Origin of the sequence: Janthinobacterium breve (genome assembly GCF_051380895.1) — a bacterium.
Classification (GTDB): domain Bacteria; phylum Pseudomonadota; class Gammaproteobacteria; order Burkholderiales; family Burkholderiaceae_D; genus Janthinobacterium.
Window position 1 is genome coordinate 129,962 of record NZ_JBNYXY010000002.1, and the last position, 18,306, is coordinate 148,267.

21 protein-coding genes, 1 other RNA gene and 1 pseudogene are annotated in these 18,306 nt (G+C 57.7%); 14 read left to right on the forward strand and 9 right to left on the reverse strand.

Annotation, left to right across the window (positions count from 1 at the left end; translation table 11 throughout):
- The first annotated feature begins 91 nt into the window (after nucleotides 1-91).
- From ompA to ssrA, 4 genes are all read left to right on the forward strand, one after another.
- Nucleotides 92-802 (forward strand): outer membrane protein OmpA, encoded by a 711-nt coding sequence (ompA, locus tag ACQ4W0_RS03345; RefSeq protein WP_436575487.1) that lies wholly within the window; start codon nucleotides 92-94, stop codon nucleotides 800-802.
- 127 nt (nucleotides 803-929) lie between these two features.
- On the forward strand, nucleotides 930-1,625 hold the full coding sequence (ubiG, locus tag ACQ4W0_RS03350; protein ID WP_436575488.1) for a bifunctional 2-polyprenyl-6-hydroxyphenol methylase/3-demethylubiquinol 3-O-methyltransferase UbiG: 696 nt from the start codon (nucleotides 930-932) through the stop codon (nucleotides 1,623-1,625).
- 67 nt (nucleotides 1,626-1,692) lie between these two features.
- The gene (locus ACQ4W0_RS03355; RefSeq protein WP_436575489.1) at nucleotides 1,693-2,397 is read left to right on the forward strand and encodes an HAD family hydrolase; all 705 of its coding nucleotides are present in this window, start codon (nucleotides 1,693-1,695) and stop codon (nucleotides 2,395-2,397) included.
- 91 nt (nucleotides 2,398-2,488) lie between these two features.
- Nucleotides 2,489-2,849, forward strand: a transfer-messenger RNA (tmRNA) gene (gene ssrA / locus ACQ4W0_RS03360).
- A 220-nt stretch (nucleotides 2,850-3,069) separates the two neighbouring features.
- Here the strand turns inward: ssrA and ACQ4W0_RS03365 are convergent.
- A complete protein-coding gene (locus tag ACQ4W0_RS03365) occupies nucleotides 3,070-3,717 on the reverse strand; it encodes an NADPH-dependent F420 reductase (RefSeq protein ID WP_436575490.1) in 648 nt (215 codons plus the stop codon).
- A gap of 122 nt (nucleotides 3,718-3,839) precedes the next feature.
- On the opposite strand from ACQ4W0_RS03365, the gene ACQ4W0_RS03370 reads away from it, so the two are divergent.
- Nucleotides 3,840-4,763 (forward strand): LysR family transcriptional regulator, encoded by a 924-nt coding sequence (locus ACQ4W0_RS03370; RefSeq protein WP_436575829.1) that lies wholly within the window; start codon nucleotides 3,840-3,842, stop codon nucleotides 4,761-4,763.
- Nucleotides 4,764-5,209: 446 nt separating this feature from the next.
- On the opposite strand, the gene ACQ4W0_RS03375 is transcribed toward ACQ4W0_RS03370, so the two are convergent.
- Together ACQ4W0_RS03375 and ACQ4W0_RS03380 are read right to left on the reverse strand one after the other, a co-directional pair.
- A complete protein-coding gene (locus ACQ4W0_RS03375; RefSeq protein WP_436575491.1) occupies nucleotides 5,210-5,425 on the reverse strand; it encodes a hypothetical protein in 216 nt (71 codons plus the stop codon).
- Nucleotides 5,422-6,081, reverse strand: a pseudogene (locus ACQ4W0_RS03380) (phage portal protein); the annotation flags it as partial. The pseudogene ACQ4W0_RS03380 and the gene ACQ4W0_RS03375, both read right to left, overlap by 4 nt.
- 39 nt (nucleotides 6,082-6,120) lie before the next feature.
- Between ACQ4W0_RS03380 and ACQ4W0_RS03385 the strand changes: the two are divergent.
- The 8 genes from ACQ4W0_RS03385 (at nucleotide 6,121) to ACQ4W0_RS03420 (ending at nucleotide 10,766) form a co-directional block, all read left to right on the forward strand.
- Nucleotides 6,121-6,333 (forward strand): hypothetical protein, encoded by a 213-nt coding sequence (locus ACQ4W0_RS03385; protein WP_436575492.1) that lies wholly within the window; start codon nucleotides 6,121-6,123, stop codon nucleotides 6,331-6,333.
- A gap of 41 nt (nucleotides 6,334-6,374) precedes the next feature.
- On the forward strand, nucleotides 6,375-6,842 hold the full coding sequence (locus ACQ4W0_RS03390) for a DUF4123 domain-containing protein (RefSeq protein ID WP_436575493.1): 468 nt from the start codon (nucleotides 6,375-6,377) through the stop codon (nucleotides 6,840-6,842).
- Nucleotides 6,826-7,173 carry a hypothetical protein gene (locus ACQ4W0_RS03395; RefSeq protein WP_436575494.1) on the forward strand — a complete coding sequence of 116 codons (348 nt, stop codon included), beginning with the start codon at nucleotides 6,826-6,828 and terminating at the stop codon, nucleotides 7,171-7,173. The genes ACQ4W0_RS03390 and ACQ4W0_RS03395 overlap by 17 nt, the downstream gene beginning before the upstream one ends.
- Nucleotides 7,173-7,766 (forward strand): restriction endonuclease fold toxin 5 domain-containing protein, encoded by a 594-nt coding sequence (locus ACQ4W0_RS03400; protein ID WP_436575495.1) that lies wholly within the window; start codon nucleotides 7,173-7,175, stop codon nucleotides 7,764-7,766. The genes ACQ4W0_RS03395 and ACQ4W0_RS03400 overlap by 1 nt, the downstream gene beginning before the upstream one ends.
- Nucleotides 7,763-8,476: an immunity 52 family protein gene (locus ACQ4W0_RS03405; RefSeq protein WP_436575496.1), complete on the forward strand. Its 714-nt coding sequence runs from the start codon at nucleotides 7,763-7,765 to the stop codon at nucleotides 8,474-8,476. The genes ACQ4W0_RS03400 and ACQ4W0_RS03405 overlap by 4 nt, the downstream gene beginning before the upstream one ends.
- 835 nt (nucleotides 8,477-9,311) lie before the next feature.
- Entirely contained in the window at nucleotides 9,312-9,638 is a 327-nt protein-coding gene (locus tag ACQ4W0_RS03410) for a phage tail protein (RefSeq protein ID WP_436575497.1), read from the forward strand.
- Nucleotides 9,635-10,102 carry a phage virion morphogenesis protein gene (locus tag ACQ4W0_RS03415; RefSeq protein ID WP_436575498.1) on the forward strand — a complete coding sequence of 156 codons (468 nt, stop codon included), beginning with the start codon at nucleotides 9,635-9,637 and terminating at the stop codon, nucleotides 10,100-10,102. The genes ACQ4W0_RS03410 and ACQ4W0_RS03415 overlap by 4 nt, the downstream gene beginning before the upstream one ends.
- Nucleotides 10,103-10,406: 304 nt before the next feature.
- Complete coding sequence (locus tag ACQ4W0_RS03420; protein WP_436575499.1) at nucleotides 10,407-10,766, forward strand: hypothetical protein; 360 nt, start codon at nucleotides 10,407-10,409, stop codon at nucleotides 10,764-10,766.
- Between the two features lie 935 nt (nucleotides 10,767-11,701).
- On the opposite strand, the gene ACQ4W0_RS03425 is transcribed toward ACQ4W0_RS03420, so the two are convergent.
- The 3 genes from ACQ4W0_RS03425 to ACQ4W0_RS03435 form a co-directional block, all read right to left on the reverse strand.
- A complete protein-coding gene (locus tag ACQ4W0_RS03425) occupies nucleotides 11,702-11,839 on the reverse strand; it encodes a hypothetical protein (protein ID WP_436575500.1) in 138 nt (45 codons plus the stop codon).
- 150 nt (nucleotides 11,840-11,989) lie between these two features.
- Nucleotides 11,990-12,826, reverse strand: coding sequence for a hypothetical protein (locus ACQ4W0_RS03430; protein ID WP_436575501.1), 837 nt, complete (start codon nucleotides 12,824-12,826; stop codon nucleotides 11,990-11,992).
- Between the two features lie 134 nt (nucleotides 12,827-12,960).
- On the reverse strand, nucleotides 12,961-14,562 hold the full coding sequence (locus ACQ4W0_RS03435; RefSeq protein WP_436575502.1) for a sensor domain-containing diguanylate cyclase: 1,602 nt from the start codon (nucleotides 14,560-14,562) through the stop codon (nucleotides 12,961-12,963).
- A gap of 189 nt (nucleotides 14,563-14,751) precedes the next feature.
- Here ACQ4W0_RS03435 and ACQ4W0_RS03440 point away from each other — a divergent pair, with 189 nt between their 5' ends.
- Nucleotides 14,752-16,035 (forward strand): ATP-binding protein, encoded by a 1,284-nt coding sequence (locus ACQ4W0_RS03440; RefSeq protein WP_436575503.1) that lies wholly within the window; start codon nucleotides 14,752-14,754, stop codon nucleotides 16,033-16,035.
- A 60-nt stretch (nucleotides 16,036-16,095) separates the two neighbouring features.
- Here the strand turns inward: ACQ4W0_RS03440 and ACQ4W0_RS03445 are convergent, their stop codons facing one another.
- The 3 genes from ACQ4W0_RS03445 to ACQ4W0_RS03455 all read right to left on the reverse strand — a co-directional run bounded on the left by ACQ4W0_RS03445 (nucleotide 16,096) and on the right by ACQ4W0_RS03455 (nucleotide 18,305).
- A complete protein-coding gene (locus tag ACQ4W0_RS03445) occupies nucleotides 16,096-16,341 on the reverse strand; it encodes a hypothetical protein (protein ID WP_436575504.1) in 246 nt (81 codons plus the stop codon).
- 105 nt (nucleotides 16,342-16,446) lie between these two features.
- The gene (locus tag ACQ4W0_RS03450; RefSeq protein WP_436575505.1) at nucleotides 16,447-17,892 is read right to left on the reverse strand and encodes an ATPase domain-containing protein; all 1,446 of its coding nucleotides are present in this window, start codon (nucleotides 17,890-17,892) and stop codon (nucleotides 16,447-16,449) included.
- Nucleotides 17,889-18,305, reverse strand: a complete 417-nt coding sequence (locus tag ACQ4W0_RS03455; RefSeq protein WP_436575506.1) for a hypothetical protein — start codon at nucleotides 18,303-18,305, stop codon at nucleotides 17,889-17,891. The genes ACQ4W0_RS03450 and ACQ4W0_RS03455 overlap by 4 nt, the downstream gene beginning before the upstream one ends.
- Nucleotide 18,306: the final 1 nt, after the last annotated feature.

Genomic DNA, 18,306 nt, shown 5'->3' on the forward strand with positions numbered 1-18,306 from the left:
AGCGCATATGGTCTACATGATAAAATCTTGGCACGTAGCACCAGTAGCGCAGTGTTGTTCTGCGGATATCACCCCCCGAAAGGAAAAAAGAATGAATAAATTTGTAACGCTGTTTTTCGCTGCATCCGCAGTGATTGCTGGCTCGGCTTCGGCCCAAACCCCAACCTCCCCACCATTCGCGCCAGTTACCACTGACATCCAAGCACCAAGCCCAAAAAGCGCTTACGTGCAAGATGCCCGCGGCGTGATCGTGCGCGATCCATTCGGTCTGTGCTGGCGCACCGGCTACTGGACACCTGCTGACGCGGTGCCAGGTTGCGACGTGCCACTGTGCGTAGAGCCAGAAACCCTGCAAGACGGCAAATGCGTGGCTCCACCAGCGCCAGTCGTACCAGCACCGGCACCAGTCGTTGTCGTACCAGTACCAGTCGTCGTTGCTCCTACCTCGGAAAAAGTCAGCTTCGCTGCTGATGCATTCTTCGATTTCGACAAAGCTACGCTGAAGCCAGAAGGCAAAGCCAAGCTGGACGAACTGACCGCACAACTGGGCGGCATCAACCTGGAAGTCATCATCGCTGTGGGTCACACTGACTCCGTCGGCACCGATGCTTACAACCAAAAACTGTCGGTACGTCGTGCTGATGCTGTCAAAGCCTACCTGGTCACCAAAGGCGTTGAAAGCAACCGCGTGTACACCGAAGGCAAAGGCGAGAAACAACCTGTTGCTGATAACAAAACTGCCGAAGGCCGTGCGAAAAACCGTCGCGTGGAAATCGAAGTTGTTGGTACCCGCAACAAGTAATAGCTGAGCCCCTGGACTTGCCGCAAGTCATCGCGCAAGTCAAGGACAGCATGAAAAACCCCGCCAAGGCGGGGTTTTTTTTCGTCCGTGGCTGCCCAATTGTAAAATTGCCGCTATTATTCGACCTATGAACGCCGACCCTCTCGAAATCCAAAAATTCAGTGAGCTGGCCCACCGCTGGTGGGACCCCACTTCCGAGTTTCGTCCCTTGCACGAAATTAACCCCCTGCGCCTGGAATGGATCAACGCGAAAGTGCCGCTGGCCGGCAAGCGCGTGATCGACATCGGCTGCGGCGGCGGCATCCTGGCCGAATCGATGGCCCGCAAGGGTGCCGACGTGACGGGCATCGACCTGTCCGACAAGGCCTTGAAAGTGGCCGACCTGCATAGCCTGGAATCGGGCGCCAAGGTACGCTACAAGCTGATCGCCGCCGAAGCCATGGCCGAGGAAGAGCCGGGCCAGTACGACGTCGTGACCTGCATGGAAATGCTCGAGCACGTTCCGGACCCCGCCGCCATCGTCAAGGCCTGCGCCACCCTGGTCAAGCCGGGCGGCCACATCTTCCTGTCGACCCTGAACCGCAACCCGAAAGCGTATCTGTTCGCCATCCTGGGCGCCGAATACCTGCTGCGTTTGCTGCCGAAAGGCACGCACGACTATGACAAGTTCATCACCCCGGCCGAACTGTCGCAATATGCGCGCAGCGCCGGCCTGGACGTCCACAGCATGCGCGGCATGGGCTACAATCCGCTGACCAAGATTTACTCACTTAATAGCGATGCCAGCGTCAATTATCTGGTGGCCTGCACCCGGCCGCTGTAACCATCACGCACAATAAAGGCGGCTGCGGCCGCCATTTTTCGTTCCTACTTGACACACTTTGCCCGCCATGATCACAGACCATCTGCCAGCCCCGCGCGCCATCCTGTTCGACCTCGACGGCACCCTGGCCGACACCGCGCCCGACCTGGCAGCGGCCATCAACCTGCTGCGGGCGCGCGCCGGCCTGGCGCCGACCCCATATGAAATCCTGCGCCCTACGGCCTCGGCCGGTGCGCGCGGCATGATAGGTGCGTCGTATGGCATCGGCCCAGGCGAAAGCGGCTACGAAGCCCTGAAAGACGGCTTCCTGAACAATTACGAAGCGGCCCTGGCCGTGGAAAGCCGTTTATTTGACGGCATCCCCGCCATGCTCGACGGCTTGCAAGCGCTGGGCCTGGCCTGGGGCGTGGTCACCAACAAGGCGGCCCGCTTCACCGACCCGCTGGTGGGCCAGATCGGCCTGGGCGCGGCCGGCTGCGTGATTTCGGGTGACACCATGGCGCACCCGAAACCGCACCCCGCCCCCTTGCTGGAAGCGGCGCGCCGCCTGGCATTGCAGCCAGAGGAATGCTGGTACGTGGGCGACGACCTGCGCGACATCCAGGCCGGCCGCGCCGCCGGCATGCGCACGGTCGCCTGCGCCTGGGGCTACTGCGGCCCCATCGAACCGCAACACTGGAATGCCGACCATTTGCTGGACACGCCACTGACCCTGCTGGAGCTGGTCAGCGCGGTGGTGAAGGCGGCGCAGGCACGGCAGCTGGCGGCTTGATGACTTGAAACTGCGTCTGCCTGGCCTTATATCCATTACTGCGAATGCATCATGCAAGAGTGTGAAGATTGCGCTACAATGAAGGTTCTGTGGGGACGACCTGGTTTCGACGTGGGTTGCAAAGCAGCGCAGGGCATACCGAGGGCGGGCTACCTCGTAAATACAACCTGAAAAAACTTAACTGCAAACGATAACTCGTACGCACTGGCAGCTTAATCGCTGTTAGCTCTAGAACACCTCGTCCCTGGGGTGGGCCGTCAAAAGCTCTAGAGTCATTTACAGGGACTCGTCTGATGCTGGGTTACTTAGCGTCCGACTAAATAATAGGTAACTCGCTTGCCCATAACGTGCACATCCGTGCTGGCTGAGTTAAATTAAATGATAGTGCTAAGTATGTAGAACTGTCTGTAGAGTGCTTGCGGACGCGGGTTCGATTCCCGCCGTCTCCACCACTGAATTGTTTAGAATCAAGTAGTAGCAAGAAGAAGGCTGTCATTATTTGGGTTGTTTTTGGGCTGTTTTAGCCTAGGAATGACAACAAAATGACAGCTTTTTTTTCGCCTAACTGCTTAAATCCGCTTAGCGGCTGAACAATCTCCTTTTGTTTTGGTGTGCACGCCAACCGGCGGCGGGGGTTTTCACGGCTTAATGCCGGCGAGCGAACGATCTCGATTAGATACTGATGAAATTATGCGTCGACAGCGGCCCGAAGGGCAGCGAGGCCAACGGTCCACCGACGTCCAGCGCGCCGAGGTCAATCGGGAAGAATCCGGCAACTTCCATGATACCGCGCACCTCGGCCTTTGCGGCAGCGTCATCGCCAGAGTAAAACAATACGCGTTTGCCACCTGCCGTCTCCGGCTCCTTCAGCACATTGACGTCGTTATGATTGAATGCTTTGACGACCCGTGCACCAGGAACGAATTGCTGGATGATCTGGCTTGAATGCTTTCCGCCAAGATCGACCGCCTTGATCCCATATGCGGCGAGAGGATTGCTTACGTCGTTCGCATCCGGCGACGTTGCTGGATCGAAGAACTCCACAGGGTTAGTGCCGTCGATCACGATGCGACCGCTCCACGCCGGCAGGCTACCCAGTACTTTCTCTGCATCGACCCAGCGGACCGCAACTAGCACCATATCAGCGCTTGCGGCCTCTTCCACTGTGCCGGCCTTAATAGATGGCCCCAGTTCTTCAACCAAGTCAGCCAGCGAGGCTGGTCCACGGCTGTTGGAGATGGTGGCCGATATCCCTTTTTTTGCAAGAATGCGAGCGAAGTTGGAGCCGAGGGCGCCCGAGCCAATGATGCCGATAGTCATGATTTCTCCTTTGAAATTAAGTGAATAAACTGTTTGCTGAGTTGAATTTTAGGGCCTTGGTGTTTATTGCGTTAGTATCAATCAACTATAATCAGTTTCAATTAATACTTGAAGGTGAAATCGTGGAAACTCTCGCCAATCTGGAGTCATTCGTCCGCAGTGCCGAGAGCGGTAGCTTTTCTGCTGCAGCACGTCGGCTGGGCCTGACACCAGCAGCAGTGAGTCGGAACGTCGCGCTTCTTGAACGGAACCTTGGCGTACGACTTTTCCAGCGTAGCACCCGTGGCCTGACGCTAAGTGAAGCGGGTGAACGTTTTCGGCAATCAGTACAGATTGGTCTCGACAGCATCCAGGGCGCAATTGCCGACATCAAGGTCAATGCCGGGCAACCGACTGGCGTGTTGAAGTTGAGCGCGGCACCTGGATTTGGCATGGATTATCTGTTACCCCTCATGCCGGCGTTTCTCGAAAGATATCCGGGAGTAACTCCCGATTGGGTTTTCGATAGCCGTCCGCTGGACCTGATCGCAGGCGGCTTTGATGCGGCGGTCGGTGCTGGTTTTGAGCTACCGCCCGGTATGGTGGCGCGCGAATTGGCGCGAATACATTTGATTGCAGTGGCATCGCCTGCGCTATTACAGGGCAAGCGTCGTCCCAAAGATCCAGCCGGACTTGCCGAATTACCCAGTGTTGTGATGCGCTCTCCATTGACTGGTCGCGTGCGGATTCAGGTCATGCGCAATAACGCAGGAGTCGAAGTCACAGCAAAACAGCAGGCGGTTATGCTGGTTAACGATCCGGATGCACTCAGCCGAGCCGTGGTGCTGGGCCTTGGCGTCGGATTGATACCAGTTCCCCACGCTGCTCCACATCTGGAAAGTGGTGCGCTGGTACGATTGCTGCCGAACTGGTATGGTGATGTGGGGGCGATCTCGTTGTATTTCACCAGTCAGAAACTGTTGCCGGCGAAGACGCGCGCCTTTGTCGATTTTGTTGTCGAGGCATTTCATGTCCAGAAGCTGCCGCAAGTCCTCTCTGCTAAATAGCGCACCTTTGATATCAGACCACTGTCGTCGAACCGAAGCCTGGTTACCTACACAGACATCGATGCATGCCCAAGAACGCGCCAAAGCGCAGCATAGCGCGAAAATAACGCCGTTCCGACATCGCCACACCACCCGCACGAAAAAGCGCTCAAAGTGCGTCAAAATGCGTCAAATCGCATGCCCCCTCTTTGCCCCGCCGCGCCAGTCCTCATGCGCCTTCGGCCATGGCGCAAATTTGAGTCAAAAGAGACCTATATAGCGGGCAGGTGTGGAGGGGGGACAACTGCGCGCGCCGGGCCGAAATGGGCCTTTTTCTTGCATCCATAGCAACTTCATTCGTCGGGACGTGAAAAAGCCGCCTCGGGAGCGGCCTGTGCGGTGGCTGGGGCGCTCCGGCGCGGCTGGGCTGTCGCGGCCCTGTCCTACCGGCTATCGCGGCGTGGCGGTCATTCTGGTCGACCGGCGCGGGCCTTGGCCGCCTGCTCTTTCTCGTAGTCGTCGCGGCAGTCCACATCGCAGAACAGCAGCGCGGACGCCAGCGCCTCGTCGCAATAATGACAGCAGCCATGCGCCACCAGGGCGGGCCGGCGGCGCACGGCAGCCAGGCCGCGCGCCACCTCCGCGAAGATGATCTTGTCGGTGTTGTCTACGTGGTCGCTCATTGCGCGCCCTCCCCGCCTGTGGCCAGGTCATACGGGGCGAAGCGCACCACTTCCACACCGGCCCACTCGTTGATCGCTTCGAACTGCGCCTGCAGCGGCACCAGCTCGTTACGCGCGAAGACGCGCGCGGCCGGTTCCACCGCGCCGAAGCCGCCGGCATTGTTCGGCAGGATGCCCATCAACTGCGGCGGCACACGGTGCGCGGCCAGCTGGTCGTCGCGCGTGACGCTCTTGATGTTGAAAAACTCGTCCTTGGCGGCCACGTCCGACACCGGCAGAATCTGGATGCCATCCTTCTTGCCGTTCGGCGCGTACATGAACAGGTTGCGGAAGTTGCCCGGCCCCTTGCGGTTGCGCATGGCCTGGCGCAGGTTGTCCACGTCTTGCGTGTTCGCTGCGGCGTCCGTCATGTAAAACACGAAACCGGCGTGCGAACCGTTCTTGTAATACTTGCGGCGAAACAGGGTGGCCGCCTCGTTGAGCCAGGCCGATTGCAGCGCGCTCAGGTACTGCGGCACGCCGTACAGCTCCTGGTTCACGTCAGGTTCCATCAGGTGAAACACGCGGCCCTTGTCGAATTCATGCACGGCCTGGTAGCCGTTCACGAAAAAGTAGGTATCCAGATCGACGCCGCGCCGCATGTACTTGGCCAGCGCATGCTGGTAGACGGCAGTGGCAACGGTTATGCGCGTCACATGGATTCGACCGCGTGCGGTGCAAAGTTGCTGTCAGGTCAAATCACGACGACCTGGTCGAACGAATCGTCAATCGGAGATCCTGCTGCCGACGACAAGGCCGAGGCCTTAAGCAACACAGCCCTGATCGCATCGAGCACGACTTCGGGTATATGTCTTGACTGCTTGCTCAAGGCCGCGACTTTCGGCAGTGCGACCGTGGTGCGCGAGTGACGGCGCCTATCGATGTGGTAACGCGCCTGGTGCAGCTACACTTGACCACGCCTGCGTTGAGGCTTTATGCCTTAGTCGATGGCGCGCAATATCGCGTACAACTCGGCACGTCCTTGACGACGCGCGAGGGTTGCCATTCCCTGTTCACTGGCACTCCGGACGCGGCCTTGGCCCATGCCGGGCCATGGTTGGTCGACGCAGAACAAGCCGGTGACGCTTTAATTGAAGCATTGGCGTCATTGGAACAAGCGCTCCCCGCCGTCACCTGGCTGATCGCACCGCAAAACATCGCCGGTCTGGCGCAGCTGTTGCAGTTGAACCTCGACACGGTATTGCCAGACGGGCGCACCGCGCTGCTGCGCTTTTGGGATCCGCGTGTACTGGTCAGCTTGGCCGAAGTGCTGGATCCTGAACAGCGTGAAAATTTTTTTGGTTACATTCATGAATGGCATCTGCTACACCGGGGCCAACGGACATGGATCGGTAGGCGGCATGCTCAAGCTCAGTGAAGCCCAGTGGGAAGAACTCGAAGCGCGCGACACACACCAGTTCGTCATCGCAGTGTGCGCCCAGTTCATAGGCAACCGTCCCGACATGCAGGACCGGCTTAGTCGCGCTGCAGTGCAAGACCGCATGCAGGCAGCGCATGACTACGCGCTTCGTATCGGCTTCACGTCCGCGCCGCACATTGTGCGCCTGATGTACCTGGCGGCAGATGCGCCCGGCATATATGACGACCAGCTGTTCGATTCTCACCTGCGCAAGCCCGGCGCCAGGCCGGAACAACGGCTCGACGACATGCTTGCGGTATTGCACAAGAAACTCGAAAGGACGTACTGATGGGAGCTCTGGCCATAACGGCAATTGAGGCAGTGGCGGCCCGCGTTCTCGTTGTGCTCGGCGTCGGCGCAGTGGCCGGTGCTGCTGGCGAGCAGGCGCGCGAGCGCCAGAAAGAAGCTGATAAGGCCACGACCACACCGATCGCGCGTACAGATGCACAAACTAACACGACCAAGGAGAAATGCAAGAAATGTCCTCCGGATACGGGCACGCCTTTCAACCGACCCACGGCGGGATGGTCTAAAACGGCAATTGCTTACCAGCAACGCATCGCCGGTTTGCCGGTCGGACCGGGCTTTATTACCGAATGGATGTTCAATGGCGTGACATTTGACGGTTTTGATTCCAGTCAGTGTCTCCTCAAGGAAGCCAAAGCGAAGTATGATCAATTTTTTGACGATGCTGGCGATCCGCAAGAGTGGTGGAACGGTGATGGGGCGCTGTTGGCTGAGGCATCCAGACAATCTGGCGTCGCAAAGCCGATGCCACCAGTTCAACTCCGCTGGTACTTCATGCAATCTAAGAGTTATCGGTTTTTCTCAAAAGCGCTCGTGGTAATGCGCCTTCCAATCGAAACGGTATTCAATCCATGAAACGTCCCTACGAATTTACCGCAATATTCCGTCACGCCGGCGGGCTTGACGTCAAGACGATGCTGGGTGAGCTACAAGGACTTGTTCCTGATCTGCTAGCATGTTCACCGATATTAAATGGCTGGTTTCTTAAAGGGAACAAAAAAGCGGAAGCAGTTCTTTACGAAGTCTTTGACCACGATGGCCCCACCACAGCCGCCATTGCGGTGTTGACCGAGTCGTTGAAACACGATGTGGATCCGCGCATCGTCAGCATGTGGAATGGTCGCGACGGCAGCGAAGGCGCGTCGGTTCAATACGTTGGACGCGTTATGCCGGAAACAAGCATGATGGTGCTGCGTGCCAAGCCAGGCGCGTTCGCGCAAGATTGGCAACTCGTCACAGAGCTTGTTCATAAGTCCGTAGCAATCTGGCATCCCACCGTCGTGACGGTTGAATCGGCCGGCTACTTTGACAAAAAGGTTTTCAAAGACCGTCCAGGAATCGGCTGGATGCTGTATCTGCCAAGGGTACTCAACGTTCAGCAAGTACCCGAGGCTCGCGCACTGGTGCCGGTGCTGGGGACCGACAACCAGCAGATTGGCACGATCATCGTCAGTGTCATCGACGCGCCTTTCTCTGACGAGAATCCGGAGCATGTCAAGATAGCCAATGCCATTGAAATCCGATTGGTCGATCAGGACTTGCTGCCTCGATACGCAGACCTTTGAACGACATCGACCTTCGCGCCAGATTGTCATAGGCGGACCAGAACTATCTACGCGAGATGACCCATCACTGCGGCGAGCACACCGCTGGTCGCCGCGCAGAACCGTTCGACGCTGGCCAGTGTGTCTGACGGCGGTGAGGCCTCGCCGGTCAATCAGCAACAGGGAAGGAGGCGGCACCAAGGGGCTGAACGAGTACCAAGTCGGGGGACTCGATACCGGCCAGATGATCCACCAGTCGCTTTAACTGGCGAAATAGCACATCGAATGAGTTTTTCCTTCCGTGATAATCCTACTTATCACTCTTCGATTTATGGTGATATTCAGCGTGGAACAGGTTTAAGATGAGTGTGAAAGTACTGCTGGGCTGTCAGTGAATAATAAAGTCTGACAAAAGATAATAAAGTTTGACAAACTCTTCTACTTATCGAGAACATGACTTCGATTGATTACTTAGATGGCGTGCTGCATGCGTGTGTCCGAGAGCAGGATGCCACCCGGACGCCGGCCGGACAGGCGGCCTCCTTCGACGTCCTAATGGACCGCGCATTCGAGCGCCGACACTCGGATCTCTGCACTCACTTGACGGCGACACGGACTCGGTCAAAGAACGCTCACACGGAGGTTGATCGATTATCCAGGACGGGACTTCTCGACCGCTTTATCGCCGGCACTTCGTTGCGGGGGGCCAAGGCAGAGCTTGCGCAGAGGCAACGTGAGGAAGCGGACGCCGGTAGCCGCCGAGTAGGGAGAACCAGTGAAAGTCTTACCTCCAACAGTACCGCCTGTCATTTGAATTACGCACGGATAGTCTGTCGCCTTGAGAGAAGCAGTCCAGGTGCCAGCAGCTTCAGTGACGGCGGCAAGTCTGCTAGCCCTGATCGCTTGGCTGAAAGTGCATCAGCTCGACCTGATGGCGAATGAGGAAACGCGCAAGCATGGCATCGCCTTCGAGGTCGATTTTAATAACCACGAAACGGTCGACATTTCCATCAAGCTGGACCTGACCGAGCGCGTGGCCGTCAAGGCCGGCGAAGCGGGCCGCCTCGACATCAAGCACCTGGCCGAGATACAGCACATGCCCGCCTACGCGGACGAGTTCTGGAAACTGTATGACGGCGAGACGCTGCTGGCGGAATGGCGCACGCCCGAGGCGACAGCATGAGCGACAACCTGCGCGCGCTGGAAGCCTGGGCCGGCGCCCTGCTGGCCAAGCTGCAGCCTGCCCAGCGCCGCGCCATCAATCACAAAGTGGCCATCGACCTGCGGCGCAGTCAGGCGCAGCGCATCAAGGCGCAGCAGGGCCCGGACGGCGCGGCCTATCCGGCGCGCAAGCGGCGCAAGGAATTCAAGGGGAAGAATGGACGGATCAAGCGGCAGAAGGCGGCCATGTTCGCCAAGATTCGCACCGCCAAACACCTGAAAGTAAAGGCGACCGGCGACCAGATTGAGGTCGGGTTCTTTGGGTGGGTGGCGCGCGTAGCGCATGTGCATCAATTTGGCCGGCAAGACCGCGTGTCAAAAAAAGGACAGGCATACAAATACCTGGAGCGGCCGTTGCTGGGCTTGAGTGAGCCGAATCGGACGTTGATACGCGAATCGTTGCTACGTCACATGGAAAAAAACTAAGATACTTCAATGCAACTTCAACTGACATTAGTTGTTAAATGAGTTAGAGTCGCATGATACCCACCGCAACCGGCCAAGAGCGGTCTCTCGGAAAACAGAGGTTTTCCGATGTTATCGTGGCAGAAGCCAATCGGGCATGTGTAGACAGTGGAAATACGCAAGGCAAACCACGTGGGATTGCTGAAGCACCTGCAAGCGCAAGCGGTGGGCACATAGATCTATGGAACGAGTCACGGCTCACGAATAACGGCCTAACCGGAACGTTGGAGACATTTGCACGGTTCACCCTGGGAATCAATAACCCTTGGATACCGGTTTACTCCGATCTTCGGAACTCGAAATTAATCCTTTTCTTCGAGGTCAAGTGATGGTGAAAAAGATTGCTTTTATTGTCCTCGGGTTCTTGGTTGGCATCGCCTTCGATATGGTGCCTCATGCGTTTGAGGTCGTCGCAAAGACCAACGTTTGTCGCGAATCATGCTCCAACTTACTAAAAGTCGTGTCATACGTCATCTATGCGATCTTGCCAATAGCATGGGGCGGGCTCTTGGGGATAGTGATTGGAAAGCATCACGCAAAACGAATACTGCTCACCAGTGCGCTATTCTCTTTAGTTATCATGGCAGTATTAACTTGGTTTCTCTACAAGCAACAACATCCATGATTTTCAACCTCGCTAGACGTCAACGTTAAGTCAAACTTCAACTACTCCATGGTCCGCTATGGGGTACGGAAGCGGCCACCTGCAACATCGCCCACGACTTGGGAAATATAAGTTTATGCCTCACGGTCTGCCATAGTCGCTAAGCCACATATCAACCCGCCCCCGCGTGCATCCGCACGCGCACTTCGGCAACATGCACTGCATGAACGCCGAGACTATCGGATTACCACCTGGCCCAACCGCCTGGATGTTGTTCGGGGTCGCGTGCCTGATCAGTGGGTTGCTTTACGCCTGGGCACGTGGGCACCGGGTAGGAAACTGGACTTTATGGCTCGTAACCGGCACATTTGTGTTCTTCATCCCCGCTTTAGACTACTGGTCACTAGACACGGTGAGCAAGATGGCTGTCGTTTCAAGCTGGGAACATAGAGAACTTACACATGCTTGGTATGGCACAAAATGGGCGCAGGCAATAATGTTCATGTCCCTATTCGGTATTGCCGCATTCGCTCAATATCGTGACAGCGACTAACAAGATTACTTTCGTTCCGGAGCACGAGCTGTCTACAGCCTGGCTGTACTTCGTCTTTTTTCATTGAGGCAACTGTCATCAACAAAGACAGATTGTCAGTATTTTGACAGTGAAACCGTTAAGACAGCCAAGAAACCAAGGCTTACGGTAGGTTCGATTCCCGCCGTCTCCACCACTGAATAAATAGAAGGGCTTCCCCGTTTTGGCGGGGAGGCCCTTTTTATTTATTCCATGCATGCAGAACGCGGGCGTCGAATCCGCGTCCGGTAAGGGCGGGGGGGTTTTGCGGGACTTCGGCGAGCACAGCTCGGCGCCGCAAAACCGGGTTGCGCTTGCAAGCGCAATCCTCTCCGATTCGTCTAACCAGGTTTTGCGCCGCAGGCGGTTTTTCCTAACGACAACATCAGCCGCTCAGGTCGTGTACGAATGGCGGACCTGAATCGCCACGCACGCCGTCGATGATTTCCTGGGAAAATCCTTCTCGTTCCAGGTCGTCGAAGGTGACTTTGCAATCGCTATCTTCCGCCACATCATGCAACACGGCAACGATCTGCTGGGCGCCGGGGCGACGCGCAACATGACGCGCAAGGGGTGCAGAATGTATGGCGCGCCGCCCTTGTCCGTCTGGCCGGCATGGGTAACTGCTCCGATTTCAATCGCGCGCTCTAGGGTGGCGCGTCTTGCCGGTTCACTACACTTTGATTGCTGACCCCGTTGCGCGCCAGCCGCGGCGCTGCAAATGACAAACGCTGGAGCACAGCAAGGCTGGCAACAATAAATTGAGGATCGGTATGAGCATCAGCAAACACAGCAGCAGGCCCAAGGCAAAAATTACCGGGCGCTGTTCGCGGCGCAACGCCGTTTGCTGTTCCACGCTGAGCACCTCTTCGGCCGCCGCGCCGTAGATCATCTGGACGTTCCAGGCCAGCAAGTACGAGATCAGCACGCACATGGCCCACACGGGGATCAGCAGGGACAGCAGCAGCAACAGACGCCGCCGCCAGGCGGGGCGCGCGGCGGGCAGCGCCAGGCCTGCCGGCGGCTGCCAGCGGACATAGCGGCGCGCCGCCACGGTCCTGGCCCGTTCCAGCAAGAGCCAGCGCAGCGGCAAGCGCGCCGTGCCGATGGCGCCGACGATAAAAACGATGACATAGAACAAGGCGGCCAGCGCCAGCAACGCCAGGGCGATCTGGCCGATCGACAGCAGGGCTTTGGCGGCGCTACCCAGGCTGCCGGCGATATTGCCCATCTGCGAGAGCGTGGCAGGCCCGTTGGCCAGTGTCCCGACGCCATCCATCACGCCCAGGCCCAGCAAGCCGGTGACCGATACCAGCGCCAGCATGGCGCTCAGTTCGACAAAAAAACGGCCGAAACAGCTATACAGCCCCAGCCACAGCGCCACAACCGCCATGCACCACAGCGCGGAGCGCCACCACAGGCCCGCATGGCGCGCATCGCGCAGTCCCAAACCGATGCACGTCAAGGCTTCGCGCCAGGCCAGTAGCCAGGTTTGCAATGTTTGTGTCACGCTCGGACGTACTCCGCAATGAAGGGGCGGACACGTCGATCCGTATGTTGCCGATTGTACATGGGCAAGGCTGGCACACGCGCCCCCCAGGACGCAGGGCAAAGCTTACGCCGGCCCTCGCCATTCAAAAATTGCTATCGAAATGCAAAAGCAGTCGCAAGCTGCTCGGCACTTTCGCAAGCAGATTCATAACAGACCTGGTTTCTCCCGGATGCCTTGGCCTTGTACAAGGCCTTATCAGCGAGCTCAACCAGTTCCACTGCCTGATTTTTCAGATGCACCGGCACAAAAGCCGCCACGCCGATACTCACTGTCACGACACCAAGAGGATTGCCGGTATGGGCAATGACCATGGATTGCACGGCATCGCGCAAACCTTCCGCCACCGCCAATGTGCCGACCAGATCCGTACCAGGCAATAAAACCACCATTTCTTCGCCACCGTAGCGCGCCGCAAGGTCTCCTGGCCGGCGCATGCTGTAGGCCATCACCTTGCCAATTTTTCTCAGGCACTCATCACCGGCCACATGGCCATAGATATCGTTGTATTGCTTAAAGAAATCGACATCGATCATGACCAGTCCCAGAGCACTTTCTTCGCGCTGCGCACGGCTGAACTCGGCGCTTAGCGACTGATCGAAATGGCGCCGGTTCGCCAGGCCAGTCAAGCCGTCCTGATTGGCGAGGCGGGCCAGGGTTTCATTGATCAATTCCAGCTCGTTGCGCGCCTCCAGCAATCCCGCCTCGCTCTTGACCCGCAAATCGATTTGCCGCACCACGCGGTACCCGATGAACGCGATCAGCAGTACCAGCACGCCACCCACCATGTTTTGAATCACCGTATCGAACCACCACGAAGCGAGGACTTCATCCTGTGACAGCGCGGCCGAGACCACCAGCGGGTATTCCTCGATTCTTCGGTAGCTATTGATACGCATCACGCCATCGACTCCCGACCTGATCACGGCGGTGCCAACGGGACTTTTAGGCAAATAATCATGAAACACAGGGAATTGTGAAATATCGCGTCCCAGCAAACTCTCATCGAACGGCCGTCTCAATAAGAGTATGCCCGCTCCATTCGCAATGAAAATAGCGCCCTTTTCCCCTATAGAAAAACGTTCATAAAACAGCCTGAAATAATTCATATTGATGGTCGCCAGCACCACGCCGCCAAAACTTCCGTCAGGCATATTGATCCGCCGCGACACGGTAACTATCCAGTCCCCCGTCGATTTGCTGCGCAAGGGAGGACCGACATAAGGCCCTCGGCCAGCATGCGTTTGATGGTATTTGAAATAATCTCGATCAGAATTATTCAGATTGTTCAACAACGTTTTCTGAGAATTCACCAGCCAGCTGCCATCCTTGGCATAGATGAAGAGGCCGTGTAACTGGGGCAGCTCGGCGACGCGGGTGACCAGCAATTTATGAATACGGGCCAGTTCAAGATCGGAGACACCACCTATCTCCACGCGCTCCACCAGTCCGACCAGTACCGTATCAGCCTCTTTAATCGTGTCAGAGGCATGCTGGGCAACAGCCTGTGCCAAATTGGCGCTTTCACGCGCGGCTTCACTCAATTGCACTTCCCGCGCGCGCAAGGTCATCCATAACTGGATCGCCAGGAGGGACAGACACACCAGCACAACAAATGAAATGGCCAGCGGCAGCAAGGAAAAACCCCGGAAACCCGCTCCCGGCAGTCGTGGCGGCAGGCCGCGTAAGCTGGTCATGGATACACTCCCGGATTAATATCCGGCAAAGTGTGCACCAAATAGATGGCAACATATTCACCTATTGTCACAAACATGATATAAAAAAATACCACATTTGTTGGGCAACATGCCTTCGCCGTCATGACATCGAAGAATCCGGTGTCAGCTTGCCATTGTGTGCAATACGACCATTCCAGACGGACCGGCATGGGAAACAATTCAGCTCCACCATCCGTTTCAGCAAGAGCCCTCGCAACGTCCTGCACGCGCGCAATGCGCCATGCATCGCGTCAACGGCGTACACTGGCTCCTCTTCTATCAACGCATTGGTCCATCGTGAAACTATCGCGCTTTATTACCGACCATCTGGAGCAGATCCTGAAAGAGTGGGAACTCTTCGCCAGCTCGCTCCCCATTCCTGGCGCCGACATCTCGAAAGCAGAATTACGCGATCATGCAAAGCAGATGCTTGAAACCATCGTGCGCGACATGGACGTCATCGAAAACGCGGCGCAGCGAAAAAAGAAATCGATCACGGGCGTGTCAGAAATAACGGGCAAGGAAACCGCAGCCGCGACGCATGGTTTCCTGCGCCAGCAGATAGGCTTCACGCTGCCACAGCTGACGGCGGAATTTCGCGCAATGCGGGCCAGCGTTCTGCGACTGTGGATGGCACAGGTGTCAGTGGCGTCAAAAACGGCGACAGAAGACATCCTGCGCTTCAATGAAGCGATAGACAAGGCGTTGCAGGAGTCGGCCATACGCTATTCGCAGCAGAGCGACCGCACCCGCAATACCTTTCTCGCCATCCTCAGCCACGATCTGCGCAGTCCGCTGAGCACCATGACGATGGCCGGTGCGCTGCTGAGCAGGCCGAGCGCGAACTCATCTTCCACGGTAGAGATCGGTGCCCGGGTTGCCCGCAGTGCAGCCACCATGACGACCATGGTGAACGATCTGCTGGAATTTGCCAGGACGCAGCTGGGCGGACACATGCCCATCTCCTCCTCCTTGGGCGATCTCGGGGAAATCTGCAAGACGGCCGTCGAGGATGCCTCGGCCGCTCACCCGAAATGCAAGTTTGAACTGAGCACCAAGGGCGAGATGATCGGCGACTTCGATGCGCCCCGCCTGGCCCAGCTGTTTTCCAATTTGCTCAACAATGCTGCGCAATATCGCACCGACGACCAGCCGGTGACCATCACGGCCTGCGGCGATGACGATACGGCCGTGGTGCAAGTCAAGAATTTTGGCCGCCAGATCCCTGAGGCCTCGCTGAAGACCATTTTTGATCCCCTGGTACAGCTGGCCGTTTCTGACGAGCACAAGGCGCCGAATGCCACCAGCATCGGCTTGGGTCTGTTTATCGCGCGTGAAATCGCCTGCGCGCACGGCGGCACCATCGGCGCCGAGTCGAGCCTGGAACGCGGCACGGTGTTTACCGTGCGCCTGCCCAGGGTGTCGCTGAATGAAGGAGCGAACGGCGGCTAGGGGTGGATCCCGACAACAGACAGCATCTCCTGCTGGCGCCCCTGCCGGCACAGGCGCGCCCTACCTGCGGTTGAGCGGCACATACTCGCCCGGCAAGCTGGCCGCTTCCAGCGCATCGGCAAAGGCCAGCAAGAACTTCGCCGGGCCATGTTCCGACACCAGCAGGGAGGCCCCTTTGTGGCGCAGCAATTTCAAGACTTCCTGCTGATGCGCCTGGTATTCCTGCGAATGGCCGTAGAAGGTCTGATACATTTCCAGCGTTTCCATGGCTTTCGCGGCCAGGATGAATTCGGGTTTGTCCATCATATCTCCTCTTGATCAGCACGGAAACACAGAAGACGCATCATCCGTCTCCTCTGCGCACAGCCATCACCGTCGGCATGGCCGCACTTCCATCATACGCCTCAACGCCTAGACCCGGTAAGGGTCGCCCGACAGTATGCCCTGATACTGGCTGAGGGCTGCACCGATCTTCAAGCCGCCGGCGTCGATATCGTAGAAGCGGATATCCTTGCTGTGGCCGCTACCGCGCACCTTCACCACCGATACCACGCGCTTGAACTGGCCTTCGAGCTCGATGTAGCGCTGCATGACGATGGCGTCGGCCAGGAAAGCATTGCCGTAGGAACTGAAGCGCAGCATGGTGTACTGGTCTTCCAGCTCGGCCGTCATCAGCACCGACACGCCCATGTCCGTCAAGGCAGCTACCAGACGGTACAGCGATTCGCGGAAATCTTCGCGGAACATGGAGGCCAGCGCCATTTCAAAGCCGGACAGCGAATCGATGACCACGCGCTTGGCCTTCATGCGCGTGATCATGCTCACCAGGTCATGCAGGATTTCATCGAGCGACAAATCCAGGGTGCGCGTGTTGATCACGCCGATCTGGCCGGAACTGACGAGTTCACTCAATTGATGGCTGAGCAGCTGGTTCGGGCTTTTTTCGAAGGCGGCGATCACGCCGGGCTCGCCGCAGCGCACGCCTTCCGTCAGGAATTGCGTGGCCAGCACGGTCTTGCCGGAACCGGATGGCCCCACCAGCAGCAGTGAGTAACCTGCCGGCAAGCCGCCGCCCATCATGGTATCGAGCTCCGGCACGCCCAGCGACAGGCGCTCATTGCCGGAAATACTGACCTCTTGCATGCCGCTGGTCTTCAGCACGGCGCGGGAAAAAATCTGCACCCCATCGTCATTGATGCGGAAGGTGTGCACGCCCAGGCTCTGCGACTGGCCGCGCATCTTGACCACCTGGATCTTGCGCACCATGGCATCGCGATGCACGAGCTGCGACAGCCACAGGATGCCGTCAGCCACCGTGAACACGGCGCTCGACTCGGCCTCGGGCGCCAGGTATTCGCCGATCAGGAAGGTCGTTGCCAGCCAGCTGGTCATTTGCGCGCCCAGCTGTTGCACAAAATTCTGCAGGCCGGCAGCGCCGGTGCTCATGGCCTTGGCCGACTGCACCACGGAGCGGAAGGAGTCGACGAAGACAAGGCTGGGCGAGAACGCCGCCACCTCTTCGGCGATGCGCGCCAGCACGAGGTCGAAATCGCCTTCCAGCAAGTCAGCCGACAGATTGACGAACTTGATCGACTGGTTGATCTTTTCCACATCGAAGAAGGGGAACTGCTGCTGATAGCGCAGCATCTTCAGCGGTGGCTCGCCCAGGACTGTGAAAAACAGCGCCTTGCGCTCGGGCGTGGCGAGGGAAAACATGATCTGGTGCGCCAGCGTCGTCTTGCCGCTGCCGGGCGTGCCCGCCACCAGGTTGAAGGAAAACTCGGGTATTCCGCCGCCCAGCAGTTCGTCCAACCCCGGCACGCCAGTTGCCAGGCGGTGGATGGTAACTTTGTTCATTCGTTCGGCTCCGTTCCAGCATTATTCACAACGTCATCACCCCAGGCTTTGAGGAGGATGCTATTCGTTAAGAGTTCGCCAATTAATAAAATGAGGGTATTGATGAAGTGCATCAACATCGCTGTGCTTGCCGTGCAGGCGACTGCGGTCGCCTGTCCCTGCAAGCTGGCGCGCAAGGCGGCCATGGCAACTGCCAGCGCTTGCGGCGGATGGGGTGACAACCAGCTGAACTGCTTCTGACTCTGGTGCAGGCTGCGGGCATACATCGACTCCACGCCCCGTTCACCAATGATCTGATTCAATTCAGTGGCCAGTTGCTCCCAAAGGCGAATACTGACGTCTACCACCGCACCTGGTTCGCGTAACAGCGCGTGCTCTATCCTGCGCTGCCGCTGTTCATGGACTGTGGCCATA

Excerpts from the sequence above, each read along its gene's own strand:
- ompA (WP_436575487.1), top strand. The coding sequence starts at position 92 with ATGAATAAATTTGTAACGCTGTTTTTCGCTGCATCCGCAGTGATTGCT.
- ubiG (WP_436575488.1), top strand. The coding sequence starts at position 930 with ATGAACGCCGACCCTCTCGAAATCCAAAAATTCAGTGAGCTGGCCCAC.
- ACQ4W0_RS03355 (WP_436575489.1), top strand. The coding sequence starts at position 1,693 with ATGATCACAGACCATCTGCCAGCCCCGCGCGCCATCCTGTTCGACCTC.
- ACQ4W0_RS03365 (WP_436575490.1), bottom strand. The coding sequence starts at position 3,717 with ATGACTATCGGCATCATTGGCTCGGGCGCCCTCGGCTCCAACTTCGCT.
- ACQ4W0_RS03375 (WP_436575491.1), bottom strand. The coding sequence starts at position 5,425 with ATGAGCGACCACGTAGACAACACCGACAAGATCATCTTCGCGGAGGTG.
- ACQ4W0_RS03385 (WP_436575492.1), top strand. The coding sequence starts at position 6,121 with ATGGATTCGACCGCGTGCGGTGCAAAGTTGCTGTCAGGTCAAATCACG.
- ACQ4W0_RS03395 (WP_436575494.1), top strand. The coding sequence starts at position 6,826 with ATGCTCAAGCTCAGTGAAGCCCAGTGGGAAGAACTCGAAGCGCGCGAC.
- ACQ4W0_RS03400 (WP_436575495.1), top strand. The coding sequence starts at position 7,173 with ATGGGAGCTCTGGCCATAACGGCAATTGAGGCAGTGGCGGCCCGCGTT.
- ACQ4W0_RS03405 (WP_436575496.1), top strand. The coding sequence starts at position 7,763 with ATGAAACGTCCCTACGAATTTACCGCAATATTCCGTCACGCCGGCGGG.
- ACQ4W0_RS03415 (WP_436575498.1), top strand. The coding sequence starts at position 9,635 with ATGAGCGACAACCTGCGCGCGCTGGAAGCCTGGGCCGGCGCCCTGCTG.
- ACQ4W0_RS03435 (WP_436575502.1), bottom strand. The coding sequence starts at position 14,562 with ATGACCAGCTTACGCGGCCTGCCGCCACGACTGCCGGGAGCGGGTTTC.
- ACQ4W0_RS03440 (WP_436575503.1), top strand. The coding sequence starts at position 14,752 with ATGGGAAACAATTCAGCTCCACCATCCGTTTCAGCAAGAGCCCTCGCA.
- ACQ4W0_RS03445 (WP_436575504.1), bottom strand. The coding sequence starts at position 16,341 with ATGATGGACAAACCCGAATTCATCCTGGCCGCGAAAGCCATGGAAACG.
- ACQ4W0_RS03450 (WP_436575505.1), bottom strand. The coding sequence starts at position 17,892 with ATGAACAAAGTTACCATCCACCGCCTGGCAACTGGCGTGCCGGGGTTG.
- ACQ4W0_RS03455 (WP_436575506.1), bottom strand. The coding sequence starts at position 18,305 with ATGGCCACAGTCCATGAACAGCGGCAGCGCAGGATAGAGCACGCGCTG.